The 15,649-nt window shown below is 71.3% G+C and carries 13 protein-coding genes; 9 read left to right on the top strand and 4 right to left on the bottom strand.

The window, feature by feature from the left end; translation table 11 throughout:
* The first annotated feature begins 61 nt into the window (after positions 1–61).
* Together glk and ACQPWU_RS21625 are read left to right on the top strand one after the other, a co-directional pair.
* The gene (glk, locus tag ACQPWU_RS21630) at positions 62–1,027 is read left to right on the top strand and encodes a glucokinase (RefSeq protein WP_433442739.1); all 966 of its coding nucleotides are present in this window, start codon (positions 62–64) and stop codon (positions 1,025–1,027) included.
* A gap of 130 nt (positions 1,028–1,157) precedes the next feature.
* On the top strand, positions 1,158–1,769 hold the full coding sequence (locus ACQPWU_RS21625; protein WP_433442736.1) for a bifunctional 4-hydroxy-2-oxoglutarate aldolase/2-dehydro-3-deoxy-phosphogluconate aldolase: 612 nt from the start codon (positions 1,158–1,160) through the stop codon (positions 1,767–1,769).
* Positions 1,770–1,773: 4 nt separating this feature from the next.
* Here the strand turns inward: ACQPWU_RS21625 and ACQPWU_RS21620 are convergent, their stop codons facing one another.
* Positions 1,774–3,348 (bottom strand): ATP-binding cassette domain-containing protein, encoded by a 1,575-nt coding sequence (locus ACQPWU_RS21620; protein ID WP_433442734.1) that lies wholly within the window; start codon positions 3,346–3,348, stop codon positions 1,774–1,776.
* Positions 3,349–3,426: 78 nt separating this feature from the next.
* Between ACQPWU_RS21620 and ACQPWU_RS21615 the strand changes: the two genes are divergently transcribed.
* From ACQPWU_RS21615 to ACQPWU_RS21600, 4 genes are all read left to right on the top strand, one after another.
* Positions 3,427–4,092, top strand: a complete 666-nt coding sequence (locus ACQPWU_RS21615; protein ID WP_433442732.1) for a TetR/AcrR family transcriptional regulator C-terminal domain-containing protein — start codon at positions 3,427–3,429, stop codon at positions 4,090–4,092.
* 188 nt (positions 4,093–4,280) lie between these two features.
* Positions 4,281–5,066 carry an IclR family transcriptional regulator gene (locus ACQPWU_RS21610; protein WP_433442730.1) on the top strand — a complete coding sequence of 262 codons (786 nt, stop codon included), beginning with the start codon at positions 4,281–4,283 and terminating at the stop codon, positions 5,064–5,066.
* Positions 5,067–5,277: 211 nt separating this feature from the next.
* Positions 5,278–6,420 (top strand): cytochrome P450, encoded by a 1,143-nt coding sequence (locus ACQPWU_RS21605; RefSeq protein ID WP_433442728.1) that lies wholly within the window; start codon positions 5,278–5,280, stop codon positions 6,418–6,420.
* Between the two features lie 140 nt (positions 6,421–6,560).
* The gene (locus ACQPWU_RS21600) at positions 6,561–8,510 is read left to right on the top strand and encodes a protein kinase domain-containing protein (protein WP_433442726.1); all 1,950 of its coding nucleotides are present in this window, start codon (positions 6,561–6,563) and stop codon (positions 8,508–8,510) included.
* A gap of 45 nt (positions 8,511–8,555) precedes the next feature.
* Here ACQPWU_RS21600 and ACQPWU_RS21595 read toward each other — a convergent pair whose 3' ends face one another.
* Entirely contained in the window at positions 8,556–9,458 is a 903-nt protein-coding gene (locus ACQPWU_RS21595) for a D-isomer specific 2-hydroxyacid dehydrogenase family protein (RefSeq protein WP_433442724.1), read from the bottom strand.
* Positions 9,459–9,564: 106 nt separating this feature from the next.
* Here ACQPWU_RS21595 and ACQPWU_RS21590 point away from each other — a divergent pair, with 106 nt between their 5' ends.
* From ACQPWU_RS21590 to ACQPWU_RS21580, 3 genes are all read left to right on the top strand, one after another.
* Positions 9,565–10,881, top strand: coding sequence for an acyltransferase family protein (locus ACQPWU_RS21590; protein WP_433442722.1), 1,317 nt, complete (start codon positions 9,565–9,567; stop codon positions 10,879–10,881).
* Positions 10,882–11,306: 425 nt separating this feature from the next.
* A complete protein-coding gene (locus tag ACQPWU_RS21585; protein WP_433442720.1) occupies positions 11,307–12,494 on the top strand; it encodes a CysS/YqeB C-terminal domain-containing protein in 1,188 nt (395 codons plus the stop codon).
* Between the two features lie 134 nt (positions 12,495–12,628).
* Entirely contained in the window at positions 12,629–13,204 is a 576-nt protein-coding gene (locus ACQPWU_RS21580) for a Uma2 family endonuclease (RefSeq protein WP_433442718.1), read from the top strand.
* A 7-nt stretch (positions 13,205–13,211) separates the two neighbouring features.
* On the opposite strand, the gene ACQPWU_RS21575 is transcribed toward ACQPWU_RS21580, so the two are convergent.
* Together ACQPWU_RS21575 and ACQPWU_RS21570 are read right to left on the bottom strand one after the other, a co-directional pair.
* Entirely contained in the window at positions 13,212–13,835 is a 624-nt protein-coding gene (locus ACQPWU_RS21575; protein ID WP_433442716.1) for an FMN-dependent NADH-azoreductase, read from the bottom strand.
* Positions 13,836–14,196: 361 nt separating this feature from the next.
* Positions 14,197–15,483, bottom strand: coding sequence for an ABC transporter ATP-binding protein (locus ACQPWU_RS21570; protein WP_433442714.1), 1,287 nt, complete (start codon positions 15,481–15,483; stop codon positions 14,197–14,199).
* Between the last annotated feature and the right edge of the window lie 166 nt (positions 15,484–15,649).

Here is a 15,649-nt window from a genome sequence, read left to right as displayed (position 1 = left end):
GATCCTTCGGTGGATGGCGGCGAGCGATCTTGACGCCGCCCTGGATTGCCGGAGGTAAGCGGTGAGTGCCTTTGACCTTCCGTGGCTGGTCGCCGACATCGGCGGGACCAACGCCAGGTTCGGCCTGGTCACCTCGCTGGGAGCGCGGCCGTCGAACGTCGTGGTCCTGGCGGGGGCCGACTACGAGACCCTCCCCGAAGCCGTAGCCGCCTATCTCGCGGAACACGCGGGCGGAGTGCGACCGGGGGCGGCGTGCCTGGCTGTGGCCGGGCCGATCGACGGCGACCACTACCGGCTCACGAACTCCAAGTGGGCCGGCTCCGTACGGGACCTCGGCGTGCCGTACGCGGTGCTGCTGAACGACTTCGAGGCGCTGGCGGTGTCGCTGCCGCACCTGGAGGGCGACGACCTGATCTCCCTGGGCGGCCCCGAGCCGGGCCACGGCGTCAAGGCCGTGCTGGGCCCCGGGACCGGGCTCGGCGTGGGCGGGCTGGTGCCGGCGGACCACGGCTGGACGCCGATCCCCGGCGAGGGCGGGCACGTCACGGTGCCGGTGGTGGACCGGCGGGAGATGGAGATCGTGCAGGCGCTGCAGTCCCAGGGGCTGCCGCACGTGGTGGCCGAGCACGTGCTGTCCGGTCCGGGGCTGGTCCGGCTGCACCGGGCGCTCGCCCAGGTGAACGGCGTCGCCGCCCCCGACCTGACCGCCTCGGACATCGTGGCCCGGCTGGACGACTCGCTGTGCGCGGAGACGGTCGAGGTGTTCTGCGGGATGCTCGGCTGCTTCGCCGGGAACGTGGCCCTGACCCTCGGCGCGAGGGGTGGGGTGTATCTGGGCGGCGGAGTGCTCCCCCGTATCGTGGAACGGGTGCGCACCAGCAACTTCCGCACCAGGTTCGAGGCCAATCCCGACATGGCCGACTACCTGGCGGCCATCGGCACCGCGCTGATCGTCGCCCCTCAACCGGCGCTGACGGGCGCCGCGGCCTGGCTGACCCAGCGTGCCCGCAGGGAGCTGGTGGGGTGACCCAGCGCCCGTCGGGCGGGATCCGGTTGGGGTGTGTGCCATTGGGCAGGGCCATTGATGCGGTCGAGGCCTGGTGTGGGGACGTGTACGTGACTAGACGGCCGGAACGGGCCGACGAGGAGAAGAACTCATGAGCTTGCTCGATCTCGCCCCAGTGATTCCCGTCGTGGTGATCGAGGACGTCGAGAGCGCCGTACCGATGGCCAGGGCGCTGGTCGCCGGCGGCTTGCCGGTCATCGAGGTGACCCTGCGGACCCCGGCCGCGCGTGAGGCCATCGCCAGGATCTCCGCCGAGGTGCCCGAGGCGACGGTGGGAGCGGGAACCATCCGGAGTTCGGAGGACATTTCCGCTTCTATGACCGCGGGCGCGAAGTTCCTGGTGTCGCCTGGCACGACCCTGTCGCTGGTGGAGGCGATGGATTCGAGCGGCGTCCCCTACCTGCCCGGGGCGGCCACCGTGTCCGAGGTGATGGCGCTGGTCGAGCGGGGGATCAAGGAGCTGAAGTTCTTCCCCGCCGAGGCCGCGGGCGGCGTCCCCTACCTCAAGGCGCTCGGCGGGCCGCTGCCCGACGTGCGGTTCTGCCCGACGGGCGGCATCCGGGTGAACACCGCGCCCGACTATCTCGCTCTGCCGAACGTGGGATGTGTCGGCGGCAGCTGGCTGACCCCGGCCGACGCGCTGACGGCCGGCGACTGGGGCCGCGTGGAGAAGCTCGCCTCAGAGGCCGCCGCCCTGCGATGATCGGCTAAAGGTCCCAGCGGGGCTCGTCGCTCTCCCGTACGTGCCCGTCCGCTCCGAACACCAGGTAGCGGTCGAGGTCGGCGGCGAACCACCGGTCGTGCGTGACCATCAGCACCGTCCCCTCGAATCCGGCGAGTCCCTGCTGGAGCGCCTCCGCGCTGGCCAGGTCCAGGTTGTCCGTCGGCTCGTCGAGCAGCAGCAACGTCGCGCCCGACAGCTCCAGCAGGAGGATCTGCAGCCGGGCCTGCTGGCCGCCCGACAGCGTCTCGAACGCCTGCCCGCCCGCCGGCGCCAGTTCGTAGCGGGCCAGCGCCGCCATCGCATCGTTGCGCTCCATGGCATGCTCCCGCATCACGATGTCGGCGGCGGCGCGCCCTTGGAGGTCGGGCCGCACGTGGGTCTGGGTGAAGTGCCCGGGTGACACCCTGGCGCCCAGGCGGGCCACGCCGGTATGCGCAATCGGCTCACCGGCCAGCAGGCGCAGGAAGTGGGACTTGCCCGTGCCGTTCATGCCCAGCACGCCGACCCGCTCGCCGTACCAGATCTCGGTGGAGAACGGCCGCAGCAGCCCGCTCAGCTCGAGCTCCTCGCAGACCACCGCCCGCTTCCCGGTGCGTCCGCCGCGCAGCCGCACGCGGATGTTCTGCTCCTTCGGCGCGCGCTGCGGCGGCCCCGCCCACTCGAACCGCTCCAGCCTCGTGACCGCCGACTGGTACGTCCCCGCCAGCGCGTCGTTGTTCGCCGAGCGCTGGCGCAGCGTGTGGACCAGCCTGCGCAGCCTGGCCCGCTCGTCCTCCCAGCGCTGCCGCCGCTCTTCGAGGCGCTCCCTGCGTTGCCTGCGGGCCTCCGCGTAACCGGCGAAGCCGCCGCCATGCACCCACACCCCGCGTCCCTCCACGGTGATGATCCGGTCGGCCGCCTCGGCCAGCAGCTGCCGGTCGTGCGAGACGAGCAGCACCGTCTTGGCCGAGCTCCTGATCGCCCGCTCCAGCCACTGCTTGGCCCGCACGTCCAGGTAGTTGTCGGGCTCGTCGAGAAGCAGCACCTCGTCGGGGCCCCGCAGCAGCGCCTCCAGCATGAGCCGCTTCTGCTCCCCGCCTGACAGCGTGTCCAGCCCTCTGTCCTTGACCTGTTCGTACGGCATCCCCAGCGCTTCGGTCGCGCACACGTCCCACACCACTTCGAGCTCATAGCCCCCCGCGTCGGCGTAGTCGGCGATGGCCTGGGCATAGGCGAGCTGGGCGGGCTCGTCGTCCGAACGGGAGATCCCGGCCTCGGCGGCATCCAGCGTCGCCGCCGCCGCCCTGATCCGCTCCGGCGCGACGTTCAGCAGCAGGTCGTGCACAGTGCTCTCGCCGAGGAACTGCCGCATCACCCCGATTCCGCCGCTGCTCGCGATCCGGCCGTCCGAGGGGTCCAGCTCGCCCGCGATCAGCCGCAGCAGCGTGGTCTTGCCCGCGCCGTTGGGCCCGACAAGCGCCGCATTGGCGCCGTCGCCCACCTTGAACGACGTCTCCAGCAGCAGCGGCCGCCCGTCAGGCAGCAGGTACGTCAGCCCGCTCACTTCGATGTGCCCCATGCCGGCCACCCCCTACTCGACCAACGCTCCACTCACTAGACCATCGATCCGGTCACTCGCACAACGTATTATGCCTGGGTGGACATCGTGTGGTCGCGCCCCCAGAAGGCGCCCAGGCAGACGCTGACACTCGACCGGATCGTGTCCGAGGCTGTGGCGCTGCTCGACGAGGAAGGCGTGGGCCGCCTGACCATGCGCCGCCTGGCCGAGCGGCTCGACACCGGCTCGACCACCCTCTACTGGCACGTCAAGACCAAGGACGACGTCCTCGACCTGGCCTTGGACGCCGTGTTCGGCGAGGTGTCCCTGCCCTCGCGGAACCACCGGATGGCAACGGCCGACTGGCAAGGGGTCGTGCGCGAACTCATCGGTGGCTGGCGAGCGGCCCTGCTGCGCCACCCGTGGTCGGCCACGATCCTCGACCGTCCGCTCATGGGCCCGAACGCGCTGGAGCGGACCGAGTTCCTTTACACGGCGCTGGCCGCCGCCGGCTTCACCGCACCCAAGCCCGCCGCCTACAGCCTGTCCAACTACGTCATGGGCTCGGTCGTCATGCAGGTGACCTGGCAGGACCGCGACCGCGAAGGTGCCGGCGAGTTCCTCAGAGAGCGCGCCGACCGCTACCCGGCCCTCGCCGAGCACGGCCTCGACCACGCCTGGGACGCCACCTTCGACGAGGGCCTCGGCTACCTCCTTGACGGCATGGAACAGGCCCGCCACCGCGAAACCGGCCGGCTCGGATGAGTCCGGCCCGCTGTCCTGCACGCCCCTTGCACACTGGACTTTGGGGCCAAAACACCTGATGACGTGGCGGTTTCCGTCTACGCGGAGATCATCGGCCCGCGTTGAACGGGCGGCGGCCGGGTACAGCACAGGGAAACCGCAGCCCCCGGGAAGCCCCTTTCGCTCCTCGGAGAGCGAAAGGGAGATGAATGCCGACGGAAACGGCCAGCCAAGCAGTGACGGACGACCGGCCCGTGGCGCAGCCCGGCAGTCTGGAGCGGGGGATCGACATCCTGCTCGCGCTCGGCGCCGCCTCCCACCCGGTCAGCCTGTCGCAGCTGTGCCGCGCCACGGGCCTGCCCAAGTCGACCGCGCACCGCATCCTGGGCGTGCTGTGCTCGCGGGAGCTGGCCAGGCGGGTGGGCAACGGCTACCTGCCGGGTGAGCTGCTGGAGACGATGGCCGGCATCACCCGCTTGCGGGTGCCGGGCACCCGCAAGGTCGTGCTGCCCTATCTGCTCTACCTGTACGAGACCACCAGGCAGACGGTGAACCTGGCCGTCCCCTCCGGTCTGGAGGCCCGCTACGTCGAGCGCCTCTACGGCCACAACCGGGTCGACTCCCGCTCCGACGGCATGGACCGCGCGCCGCTCCACTGCACGGCGACCGGCAAGGCGCTGCTGGCCTTCGACTCGAGCCTGCACCAGGCGCTGCTCGCGCGTGGCTCGTTCGAGCAGATGACGCGCCGCACGATCACCACCCTGACCGGGCTCGAGCGCGAGCTGGCCCAGGTCCGCAGGCAGGGCGTGGCGTACTCGCAGGAGGAGTTCACCGAGGGCGTGTCGTGCGTGGCGGCGCCGGTGTTCGGACCCGGCGGCCGGATCTGCATGTCGCTGGGGGTGGCCGCCCCTGCGGGCAGTACGCCGCTGGCCAAGCTCGGCATCTCCGTGCGCGGCGCCGCCCAGGCCATCTCGTCCGCGCTCCTCAGCGCGTAGGTGTCCCGGTCACCGGGACACCTGGCCGGCGCGTGACCGGAAGTGTTCCGTCAGCCGAAACCGCCGATTGCGGCGCGGCGGCCTGGGCGTTCAGATCGGCTTATGGACTTCCATCCCGCTCCGGCCGCCCAGGAGGCGCCCGCGGTCCGCAAGGTCCGGACCCGCAGGGCCACGGACACGCGGGCGCCGGCCGGAACGCGGGAGGTCGCGCGTGCCTAGAGGCCTCCCCAGGGCCACCGTATTGGAGAGCCTGCGCCTGGCTGCCGCCGTCGTCCCACCCGTCGCGCCGCACTTGATGCCCGGACGCGACCTGCTGCGCTCCCGTGCGCTCCTGGCCGGGCTCGAGGCCAGGTACGGCGGCCGCCCCGTGCTGGTGCGCGGCCTGCGCGGCCAGGCGCTGCTGGTCATGTCGAAGCGCGACGTCCTGCGCGTGCTGTCTGAAGGGGGCGAGTACGCGCAGGGCGTCGAACAGCGCCCCTTCGGCCTTCCGACGGACGTGCTGCGCCCGGCCTTCATCGACATCGCCAGGGAGGAGGCCAAGGAGCTGACCTCCGGCGTGGTGGATCACGCCCGGCTCGACGCCCGCTGGCGGCGCGTGGCCAGGCGCTGCGTCTACGGCGACGGCGCTGCCGGCGACGAGGAGCTCACCAGGCTGCTGGCGGGCATCACGCGGGCCGGCAGGTGGCGCGCCAGGCGACGCCAGGAGATCCTCTCCGGCCGGTACGACGCGCGCATCCTCGACCACCTGCGCCGCGCCGAGCCGGGCACCCTGGCCGGTCTGATCGCGGAGAACGCCGGCGAGGCCGAGTCGCGCGGGCTCATGCAGGCGGCGTTCTGGCTGATGGGGTTCGGGGCGATCTCCACGGGGCTGATGCAGACGCTGGCGCTGCTCGCCGCCCACCCGGCCCAGCGCAAGTCGGCCCGCACCGACCCTGACTACCTGCGGGCCTGCCTGCGCGAGGGGCTGCGCCTGTGGCCGCCGGTGCCGGCGCTCTCCCGGGTCACGACCACGCCGACCGACTGGTACGGCACCACCCTGCCCGCGGGCACCACCGTTCTGGTGCCGATCGCGGCGCATCAGCGCAGCCCGCGCCTGCCGTACGCGAACACGTTCGCGCCGGAGATCTGGCTGGACGGCACCGCGGCGAACGAGTGGTGGGCGAGGCCGGGCTGCGACGGCGCGCACCTGACGCTCGCGGTCGGCACGGCCTTCCTCGCCGGCATCGTGCGCGCGGCCCGGCCCAAGCCTGTCGGGCGGCTGCTGTCGCCGCACCGCCCACTCCCCTACGCGCTCAACGTCCCCCGCCTGCGCGTGACAATGCGCCCGCTGCGTGTTCATGGCCTCACTCCGTGAGGCGGGCTCGGTCGCTGGGGAGTCGCATGACAGCTCAGAACCAGCCGCATGCCTGCTCAGAACTAGTGGCCAACGAGCGTCCCCTTCCTCCGTTAGAGTCTTGGGTACAAAAGGCGTGCCGGGCGGAGGAACGGTTCGGGTTGAGACGGGATGACGACGGCGAGAGGACGGCGACGTTGGGGCGCTCCGCAGGCACTCCGCTGAAGCCGGAAGATCCGCCGGCGATCGGCCCCTACGAGCTGATCAGCCGTCTCGGCACCGGTGGCATGGGCGTGGTCTATCTCGCAAAGGCGGCCGACGGGTCGCGGGTGGCGCTCAAGGCGATCCGGCGCGACTTCACGGCAGACCCGATCTACCGGGCGCGTTTCCACGAAGAGGTGTCCAACGCGCGCAAGGTGGCCTCGTTCTGCACGGCGCGCGTGCTCGACCACGGCGAGGACCGCGGCGTCCTCTACCTCGTCACCGAGTACATCGACGGCATCTCGCTCGAAGACCACCTGATCGAGCACGGCGCGCTCTCGCCGTCCGTGCTGCACTCCGCGGCCGTCGGCGTGGCCGCCGCGCTGACCGCGATCCACGCGGCGGGGCTGGTGCACCGCGACCTCAAGCCGGCCAACGTGATGCTGACGCTGGCCGGGCCCCGGGTGATCGACTTCGGGCTGGCGCGGTCGACGCACGTCGACTCCCGGCACACGAACGCGGGCATGGTCATGGGCACGCCCGGATGGATCGCTCCCGAGCAGGTCTTCGAGGGACGCACCAGCCCGGCGGGCGACGTGTTCGCGTGGGGGTCGCTGATCGCTTACGCGGGGCTGGGCGGGCATCCGTTCGGCGAAGGGGACGCGTACGTGATGGCGGCCCGGGCCCGTACGGCGCCGCCGGACCTGCGAGGGCTGCCCGCGCCGCTGGACCGGCTCGTGGCCGCGGCCATCCACCCCGACCCGGCGCGCCGGCCCGCGGCCAGGCAGCTGCTGCTGGAGCTGGTGGGGGCGGCCGACGAGCCCGCGGCTCAGCTGGCCGCCACCAAACACCTGACCAACGCGTGGAACCCGTCGGACTTCCCGCTGATGCCGCAGCCGCCGCACCGGATGCCGCCCGACCGCACGGGCGCGGTGCCGGGCACCGGCCACCCACGCACCCCTCACCGCCCGTCCCACCAGAGTCGCGGCCCACGCCCTGAGGCGCCCGCGCGCAGCCCGCAACCACCGCCGCCCGCGGAGCGCACCGGTCCCACGCCCGGAGCGGGCCCGGTGCCGCCTGCCGAGCGCACGGGTCCCACACCTGGAACGGGCCGCGGCCCACAGCAGCCGCCACCGGCCGAACGCACCGGTCCCACGCCCGGAACGGGCCGTGGACCGCAGTCTCCGCCCCCTGCCGAACGCACCGGCCCCACGCCGGGAGCCGTTCGTGGGCCGCAGCAGCCGCCCCCCGCCGAGCGGACCGGGCCTGTGCCCCCGGCTCCCCACCCGGAGCGGACCGGCCCCGTGCCGGGGCCGCGCGGGCCGCATCCGGACCTGACAGGCCCGGGGCCGCTCCATCACCACCAGGGTGGGCAGGGGCCGCTGCCCCACCACTCGACCACCGGCCAGGGGCCGATGCCGGGCTACCTGCCCGCCAAGCGCAAGCGGGGCGTGCTGACGGGCTGCCTGACCGCCCTGGTCATCGCGGTCGTGCTCCTGGTAGCGCTGATCTTCGTGCTGGCGTGGGCGTTCCGCTCCCCGGCGGTCGGCGAGGACGGGCCGGTGCAGGACGGCAAGCTGCGCTTCGCCGTGACGAGCACGAAGTGCCCCAAACCGGCGAGATCGGCGGCCAAGCGCACATGCCAGGTCGGGGTGAAGGTCAGCAACGTCGGCCAGGAGGCCCGGGTGCTCTACCCGGGCCAGCAGAAGCTGATCGACGAGGACAAGGAGCTGCACGGCGGCACCAAGCTGCTCGACAAGGACGGCAAGGAGATCACGCCGATCCGCATCGAGGCCGGCCAGTCGTTCATCGGCGCGCTGGTGTTCGAGCTGCCGAAGAACCTCGACCCGGCCGGGCTCGAGGTGCACGACTCGGGGCTGAGCAACGGAGCCCGGCTCAACCTGGGCTGACCCGCCGGCCTCGCCGGCGGCGGGCCGCCCGGCGTCCGGCGCGCCTCAGAAGCCCTGGGACGGCGAGACCACGCCCTCCAGCGGGGCGCCGTCGCTGAAGCGCCGCACGTTGGAGGTGACGCGCTCGGCCAGGCCACGCCAGTAGGAGGAGCGCGGGTTCGCGCAGTGCGGCGTGATGAGCACGTTGTCCAGGCTCCACAGCGGATGGCCGTCGGGGAGGGGCTCGGGGTCGGTCACGTCGAGTGCCGCGCCGCCGATGCGGCCTGCGCGCAGCGCGTCCACCAGTTCGTCGGTGACGACGAGGCCGCCTCTGGCGACGTTCACCAGCCAGGCGTCCTCGCGCATGAGCTCGAACTCGCGCTTGCCGAACATCCCCCTCGTCTCCGGCGTGGCGGGTGCCGAGACGACCACGTAATCTGCCTCGGGCAGCGTCTCGCGGTAGCGGGCACGCGGGAGCACGAGGTCGGCGCCGGGCGCCTCGCCGCTGTCGGTGACCGCGAGGACCCGGCAGCCGAACGGCTCCAGCATCCGGATGAGCGCCCGCCCGATGCCGCCGAAGCCGACGATCGCGACCGTCGAGCCCGCGAACTCCCTGGACTCGCTGCGCTCCCATCTCGTGGCCCTCGCCGACCGGTGCAGGCAGCGCGCGGCCGCCAGCATCATGGCCAGCGCGTGCTCGGCCACCGGCACGCCGTAGGAGCCGGTGGCGGCGGTGAAGACCGGGTGCTCGGAGATGATCCCGGCGTCGGCGAACCGCTCGATGCCCGCGCTGGGCAGTTGCACCCAGCGGATGCCGTCGTGGAGCATCGACCGCAGCTCCTCGGGACCGCCGCCGTAGTAGACGATCGCCTCGGCCTCCTCCAGGGGCACGACCTTGCCGCCCGCCCGACGCACTGCATCGATCAGCACGGGCACCGGCTCGGGTCCGACATGGACGGCGACGGTCATGCTCAGTCTCCTTCTCGCCACGGGCCCACCAGCGTACCGAGGGCGCCTGGGCACGGCGTTTCCGGGTGCCAGCATCTCTTCAGGGATCGCGGGTAGTTTGACCCGGATGTCTGCTGCCGCCGCCGCCCAGCCCGTCTCCGCCGCCCTGCCTGCGCCGTCGAGGTTCGCGTGGCTGGACGCGCTGCGGGGGATCGGCGCGCTGGCCGTGGTGGCCGAGCACCTCCTGCCGTGGTTCCTCCCCCAGCTCAGGCCGTACTGGTTCAACCTCGGCGTCTACGGCATCCTGGTGTTCTTCCTGGTCAGCGGCTATATCATCCCCACCTCGCTGGAACGCCACGGCGACGTGCGCGCGTTCTGGATCAGCCGGTTCTTCCGCCTCTACCCGCTCTACCTGAGCGTGATCGTCGTCGTGCTGGCCCTCGCCTGGTGGGTGCCGCTGCGTGCGGAGGTGCCGAGGGACGGGAGCGCAGTGGCTGCGCACGCGACCATGCTGCTCGACGTCGTGAGCGTGGGCGGCGTGGCCGACACGATGTGGACGCTGTCGTACGAGATGGTGTTCTATCTCCTGGTCACGGCGCTGTTCCTGGTCAGGGGGCATGGCCGCAGCGGGCTGCTGTCGATGTTGTTCGCGGCGGGCGCCGTGACGGTCGGGCTGGTGGCGTCGGGAGCGGTGCTGGTGGGCGGGTGGCCCGCCTACGTCTCCGCCGCGGTGTTCGTGGTCGGGCTGGCGTGCGTCGTGTGGGGACGCTTCCGTACAGCCTCGGCCTGCGTGCTCGGCCTGATGGCGCTGGCGTTGCTGCTGCTGAGCAGCCGGGTGCCGTGGCTGGGGACGGCGGTGCTCGCCGTGATGTTCGCGGGCACGGCCATCCACCGGTGGGAGCGGGGCGGCGGACGGCTGTGGCCGGTGGCGGTCACGACGGCCCTGGTGGCGGTCGCGCCTCTGTGGGCCGTCGAGGGCGGGTGGTGGTGGGTGCAGGCGGACGTGTGGCTGACGACGATCGCGCTGGCCGGTGCCACCTTCGCGGCGGGGATGGCGCTGCGCGGGCGGCGGCTGCCCAGGGTGCTCACCTGGCTCGGGCTGATCAGCTACTCGCTCTACCTGGTGCATCATCCGCTGCTGAAGTACTTCGTGGAGATCACCGGTGACCTGCGGCGGGCGGAGTTGCCGTACCAGCTCATGATGTCGGCGCTGGCCGTGGCCGTGGTGCTGGCCGTGAGCGCGCTGTCGTTCAGTTACGTCGAGCGGCCCATGCAGGCGCTGGGCCGCCGCCTGTCACGCCGGAGCGCCCGCCGGCTCCAGCGCGAGGGCGATCTCCGGATGGCGGGACAGGGCGCGCGCCACGACGGAGTCCTCGGCCATGAGGAAGGCGAGGTGCCTGACCGCGTGCGCGACCACGTTGGCCAGGGCGACGCGGTCAGGTGACGGCGTCGCGGGCGCCTCGCCCCTGGCGATCTCCAGCACGGGCACCTCGACCGCGGGCAACCACGGCGCCGGATCCGGGCAGACCGCATATGTCAGCACGATCCCGGCCTCGGGCTCGTACCGCCAGCTCGTGGAGTGCACGACGGTGGCGGGATCGTCCGCCGGGACCCCGCTGAGCCGGCGCGCGGCCTCGTCGGGGCTCTCCCCGAACCCGGGCTGGGTGATGGCATGCCGGTAGGACCAGCGATTGTCGGTGCCCGCCCGTAGCATGAGCGTCTCAACCGAGACCACGTGTCTTCCCGTCACCGTCGACAACTTACTGCCAATCATATGCAAGTACATCCCAGACGCATTGTGTTCCGGCTCTTGAACACGACCGCGGGTCCGGCTGTAGTCGATGGCGTGCGAGAGAGAGGCCGACAGCGATGCCCGCTTTACTGGTGCTGATGGGGTCGGGCGAAACGAGCCCGACCATGGTCGAGATCCACCGCGCGGCGGCGCGGACGCTGCGCACGGGAGCACGGGCCGTGCTCCTCGACACCCCCTACGCCTTCCAGGAGAACGCCGCCGACATCTCCGCCCGCGCCCGCCGCTATTTCGCGCACAGCGTCGGGCTTGAGGTCGAGGTGGCGGCCGGGATCACGGGCGCCGACTGGATCTTCTCCGGCCCGGGCAGTCCCACCTACGCGCTCGACCGGTGGGCCGGCTCGGGCGTGGCCGGCGACCTGCGTGCCCGGGTTCGCGCGCGTGAGGGGGTGACGGTGCTGGCCTCGGCGGCCGCCTGCACGGCGGGCCTGGCCACCGTGCCGGTCTACGAGATCTACAAGGTGGGCGCGGATCCCCATTGGCGCGAGGGCATCGACCTGCTGGAGCCGCTGGGCCTGCAGGCCGTGCTGATCCCCCACTTCGACAACGCCGAGGGCGGCACCCACGACACCCGCTACTGCTACCTCGGCGAGCGCCGGCTGTCGCGCATGGAGCGCGAGTTGCCGCCCGGCACCGCCGTGCTCGGCCTCGACGAGCACACCGCGCTGGTGATCGATCTGGAGAGCGAGTCCGTACGGGTGGCGGGCCGGGGCGGCCTCACCGTCCGCCGCCCCGGCTCCCAGACGGTCCTGCCCACCGGCACCCACACCGACCTCGCCCAGCTCCGCCGCCTGGCCGAAGGCGGCACGAGCCTCGCCACGACCCCGCCGCCCCCGGCCGAGCCGGCTCCCGCGGAGGTGACGCTGGAGGAGACCATCCACACGTGCGAGGAGCTGTTCAAGGCCGCCGTGGGCAAGCCGGACATGGTGGCGGCGGCCCAGACCGTCCTCGACCTCGAGGCGGAGATCGTCAAATGGGCCGCCGACACGGAGGAGGACTCCGGCGGGGTCGAGCAGGCCAGAGAGCTGATGCGGCTGCTGATCGCCCGCCTCGGCGAGCTCGCCTCCGCCGCCGGCCTCCGCTCCCTCGGCCTGCCCTCCCTGGTGGAACCCCTCCTGGCGCTCCGGTCGCGGCTGCGCGAGGAGGGGCGGTACGAGGTGGCGGACGCGCTGCGGGCGGCGATGCTGGAGGGCGGCATCGTGGTGGAGGACACCCCCGACGGGCCCCGCTGGACCTGCACTCCGTGAAGGTACGGACGCCTGTCGCTATTCGCGTTCGCACGGATACGCTGTGCGTGCACACACAGGCGGATCCACGGAAGGCGATGAACGCATTGCGGAACGATGGCTGGCTGGCCGCCCATCCGCCACCATGGCGTGTCATGCTCTTCCCCTCGCCGCCCACCACGGCGGGATACACCGTCGAAGACTGGCTCAAGCTGCCCACGACCGGGGAGCGGATCGAGTTGATCGACGGGAGTTTCATCGCGAGCCCCATGCCCGCATACGTTCACGCCATCGCGACCAGCCGGCTGGTCGGCGCGTTGGATGACGCTCTCCCCCGGAGCCTCGAAGTGGTGGCGGCGGGCAATGTCGCCGTCGGAGACGACGGGCTCATTCCCGACATCGTCATTGGACACGCCGAGGCCATGCTCAAAGGCCCCGTTGCGCTCTCCGCGTCCGACGTCGTGTGCGTGGCCGAAGTCGTCAGCCCTGGCAAGGTGAATCGAGACCGCGACTACACGATCAAACCACCCAAATATGCCGCCGCAGGGATCCCCGTCTTCATACGAGTCGATCTCGAAGGCGGCGACGCACCACGAGTCGAAATCTTCAACCTGGGCGAACAGGGCTACGAGCTGGTCGCGGAGGCGAAGGCAGGCACCGTGCTCACGCTCGACCAGCCCTTTCCCGTCTCCTTCGATCCAGCGGTGTTGACCGGGCCGCGATCTCGATGACCCGCCGCTAGAAGGTCCTGGCGATCTGGCGGGCGCGTTCGTCGGCCTGCTTGCGCTCGTTCTCGTAGGAGCCCGTGAGCGTCGGGTGGTGGTGGATCTCCTGGATGTCGGCGATGCCGGTCCAGCGTAGCCAGCCGTTGAAGAACGTCGACTGGAAGTCGCTCCCGAACTCCCGCCCCAGCCCCGGCCCCCAGACCGCGCTGGTGTAGACGACAGCGGCGCGCTTGCCGGCGAGCAGGGGGCGGTAGCCGGTCTCCGGGTGCACATCGAAGATCATCGCGGGCTGGCTGACGACGTCGATGAACTGCTTCAGCTTGTACGGCACGCCCGCGTTCCACATCGGCACGCTGAAGAGGTAGCGGTCATAGGAGTCGAAGCGCTCGAACGTGCGCACGGCCGCCTCCCACGCCTCGGCCTGCTCGCCCTCGGGAGTGCCGCCCCCGAACACGGTCATCTTCGCCGTCGCGGCGGCGGGCCCGAACTCGGGCAGCGTCCCGTCCCACAGGTCGAAGTGGTCGACCGTCGCGCCTGGACGGGCGGCCAGGTACTCGTCGACAAAGGTCTGCGCGATCCCCAACGAGATCGACTCGCCGCCGCGCGGCGAGGCGGCGATGTGCAGCAGTCTGCTCATGGATTCATACCCCTTCCGGACTCTGGTCCGATTAACGCCTCCGAAGATACGGACTATGGTCCGGATAGTCAACATGCGAAGACGCCAGTGGACGTGCGCGTCCCAGGGGTCAGGGAAGGCGCGTGCTTCCGGTGGTCAGCGAATGCACCCTGGTCAGGGTCAAGGAAGGCGTGTCCAGCCGGTCGACGACTGCGGGAATGGCGGTTGCGCCGTAACGGCGGCCGGCCCTGTGCGGGTCAGCGGGCGTCACCCTGGAGGCCATCAGCCATGTGCGGCGGGTGGCGCCGCCCGTGCTCCGCCGTAACAAATGAAGAAGGACCAGCCACGTGCGGCGAGCACTTCGCCGTAACAGATAAGGGAGCTATCGGCGGGGCGGGTCGATGCGGGCGCCGTCCAGGGTGAAGATCATCAGGCGGGAGAGATCCACGCCCACCTTGGCCGCGTCGCCGGTGCGCCAGACGGGCCGGCCACCCAGGCGGACGATCAGGTCGGAGCGGCGGTGGATGCCGCTGTTCGGGTGCTGGCCCACCCGTTCCTGCTCCTGGTGCTCCTCCTGGTGCGACGACGAGAAGATCCGCCGCACCAGCCCCGACAGCTTCCCCGACCCGTTCTTCTCCCCGTTGATCCGCTGGCGCGGGTCCGGCGGCTCGGGCACCGGCACGGCGGGCATCCCGCACTCGAGGTACGCCAGCCACTCGTGCCCGTGGTACTCCAGCGCCCGCACCCGCCCGTAGAAGGACGGCCCCTCGTACGACTCAGGCACCGGGGCCAGACTGTCGGGCCGCAGGCCCACGAGCACCTGCCCACCGGTGTGCTGCGAGATCGCGTACGCCCTCGGATCGCTCCACGGCAGCGTGAGCCGGTGAGGGCCGAAGTCGAGCATGACGTACTGGTTCTGCGGCGTCCTGACACCGGCCGCCAGCAGGTTCAACTGCTGGGAGTTGAGGAAGGCCGCCACGAAGGCGGTGGCTGGATCGTTGTAAATCTGGGCCGGAGTGCCGACGTCCTGAAGGACCCCGCGGTTCAGGATGGCGATCCTGTCGGCCAGCGTCAGGGCCTCCACCTGGTCGTGCGTCACGTAGATCGTGGTCACGCCGAGCGACCTGACCAGCGCCGAGATCTCCATGCGGAGCTCGGTGCGCATGCCCGCGTCGAGGTTGGACAGCGGCTCGTCCATGAGGAACAGCTTGGGCTGCCGGACGATCGCCCGCCCCATCGCCACGCGCTGCCGCTGGCCGCCGGAGAGCGTGCCGGGGCGGCGGTCCAGCGTCTCGTCGATGTGTAAGGCCTTCGACAGCTCGGTCACGCGGTCGCGCACCATCGCGGGGTCCGACTTGGCGATCTCCAGAGGGAAGGCGATGTTCCCCCGGACGGACCTGTGCGGATAGAGCGCGCCGTTCTGGAACACCATGGCCACGTCACGATCGCGCGGGGCCAGATGGTTGGCCAGCTGCCCGTCCAGCCAGAGGTCTCCCTCGGTGATCTCCTCCAAGCCCGCGATCATGCGGAGTAGCGTGGACTTGCCACATCCAGAGGGACCGAGGAGGACGAGGAACTCGCCGTCTTCCGCCCGAAGGTTCAGCCGGTCGACCGCGAGGTAGTCGCCCGGATACACCTTGGTCACTTTGTCGAGAACGACCGAGCTCATGGGCCTACACCTTGCGCGAGTGTCACCTGTGACGAGGCTGATTGAAGAGGTAGTACATCGCGCCTTAACGCTACATGTCCACCCTTGACATAAAGAATCTCCTTCTCAGCCGTTTCGGTCGAGTGTTTTGGGAAGCCAAAAGCCGAAATTTCCGTATTAGAGGGGT

It is taken from the genome of Nonomuraea sp. CA-141351 (assembly GCF_050944675.1).
GTDB lineage: Bacteria > Actinomycetota > Actinomycetes > Streptosporangiales > Streptosporangiaceae > Nonomuraea.
Note: the sequence above shows the minus strand (reverse complement) of the source record. Positions and strands in the feature narration are given on the sequence as shown.

Coding starts and splice junctions, on each gene's coding strand:
- ACQPWU_RS21585 (WP_433442720.1), top strand. CDS start 11,307: ATGCCCGCTTTACTGGTGCTGATGGGGTCGGGCGAAACGAGCCCGACC.
- ACQPWU_RS21595 (WP_433442724.1), bottom strand. CDS start 9,458: ATGACCGTCGCCGTCCATGTCGGACCCGAGCCGGTGCCCGTGCTGATC.
- ACQPWU_RS21620 (WP_433442734.1), bottom strand. CDS start 3,348: ATGGGGCACATCGAAGTGAGCGGGCTGACGTACCTGCTGCCTGACGGG.
- ACQPWU_RS21575 (WP_433442716.1), bottom strand. CDS start 13,835: ATGAGCAGACTGCTGCACATCGCCGCCTCGCCGCGCGGCGGCGAGTCG.
- ACQPWU_RS21610 (WP_433442730.1), top strand. CDS start 4,281: ATGCCGACGGAAACGGCCAGCCAAGCAGTGACGGACGACCGGCCCGTG.
- ACQPWU_RS21625 (WP_433442736.1), top strand. CDS start 1,158: ATGAGCTTGCTCGATCTCGCCCCAGTGATTCCCGTCGTGGTGATCGAG.
- ACQPWU_RS21570 (WP_433442714.1), bottom strand. CDS start 15,483: ATGAGCTCGGTCGTTCTCGACAAAGTGACCAAGGTGTATCCGGGCGAC.
- ACQPWU_RS21580 (WP_433442718.1), top strand. CDS start 12,629: ATGCTCTTCCCCTCGCCGCCCACCACGGCGGGATACACCGTCGAAGAC.
- ACQPWU_RS21590 (WP_433442722.1), top strand. CDS start 9,565: ATGTCTGCTGCCGCCGCCGCCCAGCCCGTCTCCGCCGCCCTGCCTGCG.